1 protein-coding gene and 1 pseudogene are annotated in these 1,848 nt (G+C 68.5%); both read right to left on the bottom strand.

Features of this window, described 5'->3' with window-relative positions:
- The coding region (locus EIM47_RS15595) for a Tar ligand binding domain-containing protein (protein WP_164514633.1) at positions 1-1,237 on the bottom strand (1,237 nt) is incomplete at its 3' end.
- Between the two features lie 361 nt (positions 1,238-1,598).
- Positions 1,599-1,848: pseudogene (locus EIM47_RS15590) on the bottom strand (methyl-accepting chemotaxis protein); the annotation flags it as partial.

The following is a 1,848-nucleotide window of genomic DNA, read 5'->3' as shown; positions in this document are numbered from 1 at the left end:
CGCCTTCCATGCGCGCGGTCAGGTCGCCGCGGGCGATGGCCTGGAGAAGGGCGGACAGTTCGCCCAGGTTGGCGTTGGTGGTCTCCATCAGCCGGTTCAGGCCACCGATCATCGCGCGGAAGTCGTGCTCGAAGCGCGCCTCGTCGCCCCGCTGGCTGAAGTCGCCCTCGGCCGCCGCGTCGGCCAGGCGGCGGATCTCGCCGTTGATGGCCGAGAGGTTGCCCTTGATGCCGTCGACGGTCGCGGTCATCGCCGCCTTTTCGCCGGGCAGGCGCTGCATGTCCACGCTGAAATCGCCGATCGAATAGTGCTTGAGCACCTCCAGCGCGCCGAGGATGGTCTCCACGTGGGAGGCGACCAGGGCATTGGAGGCCGCGGCCATCGTGCCGTATTCGCCTGGGAAGGCGGCCGCGTCGATCCGGTAGCTGATGGTGCCGGCCTCGTGCTGCCCGGCCAGCTCGCGCTGCGCGGCGATCACCGCCTGCACCTGCTGCTGCATGCGCTGCATCGAGCGGGCCAGGACCGCGGGCTCGTCGCGGCCGCGGGTGTCGATCTGGTTGTCCAGCCTGCCGTCGGCGATGCCGTCGGCGACGCGGACGGCATCGGTCAGCGGAATGGTCAGGCTGCGGGTGATCAGGTACGCGGCCAGCGCGCCGAGCACGATGCTCAGTGCGCCGAACGCCAGCACCAGCTCGCGGGTCCGGGCCTCGACCTCCAGGTAGGCCTCGCGGCTCTGCAGCGAAAGCTCGTCCTGGCGCTTGGCAAGCTTGGCGATTGCCTGGTTCCAGGCCACCGCGCGGGGGCGCAGTTCGTTGAGCAGCACGTCGATGGCGGCGTCGAAATCGCCGGTCTTCATGAATCCGTCGAGCTTGGCGGTGGACTCGTCGGCGATGCGGCGCTTCTCGAGGATGTCCTGCACCATGCGCTCGCCCACTTCGTCGCGCGGGAGCTTGAGGAACTCGTCCCAGGCCTTGTCGTAGTCCACGAACAGGCTCTGCGCGTAGGCGTAGTCCTCGTCGAAGTCGGCGCCGCGCTTGATCAGCATCAGGCGCCGCTGCATCAGCACGCTGTTGTTCGTGTTGAGCATGCTGTTGAGCAGGCGCATCTTCGCCATGTTGACGTCGACGACCTGCCCGAACTGCGCCGACGTTCGGCCGTTGCCGTGCATGACCACGGCCAGGATCCCGGCGATCAGCAGCAGCAGCAAGCCGAAGCCCGCGGCAAGGCGCGGACCCACCTTCAGTTTCCTCAGGGCAAACATCGCATCCTCTCTGTGACGTGGTACCGGAGGAAGCGGCGGTCGCGGGGGTTTTCTTTAGGCGCAAGCACGACCCGGATGCGCACCTTGTGATGGAGCGCACCGATCGGGCAATTGGCCAGCGCGGATTGATGCGGATCAATGAAATGCGATGTTTGCGGTGCTAGTTAACGACCGCGGAGGCGCATTCCTTTAATGCCCGCCAAGGGCGGCTGGATCCTTGCCTTGTCGCGGCCGCGGCCACGATGATCGCCGCAAGGAAGGCAGGGGGGAGGAAACAAGCCGGCCCCGTTGCGGAGCCGGCGTCGACCGGAACGAAGCCCCTTCCCGGGGCCGGCACCTAGAACTCCTGCCAGGCATCCACGGCGGCAACGCCGGGCCTTGCGGAGTTGCCGGCGCGCGAGGCGGCGGGGGCGGCCAGGCGGAACGCGGCGACCGCCTCGGCCAGCTGGCTGGCCTGTTCCTCCATCGCGCGCGCGGCGGCGGAGGCTTCCTCCACCAGCGCGGCGTTCTGCTGGGTAGCCTCGTCCATCTGCACCAGGGTCTGGCTGACCTGCTCGATGCCCGCCGCCTGCTCCTGCGAGGCGGCG

The organism is Pseudoxanthomonas sp. SGT-18, assembly GCF_003931645.1.
Lineage (GTDB): Bacteria > Pseudomonadota > Gammaproteobacteria > Xanthomonadales > Xanthomonadaceae > Pseudoxanthomonas.
Note: the sequence above shows the minus strand (reverse complement) of the source record. Positions and strands in the feature narration are given on the sequence as shown.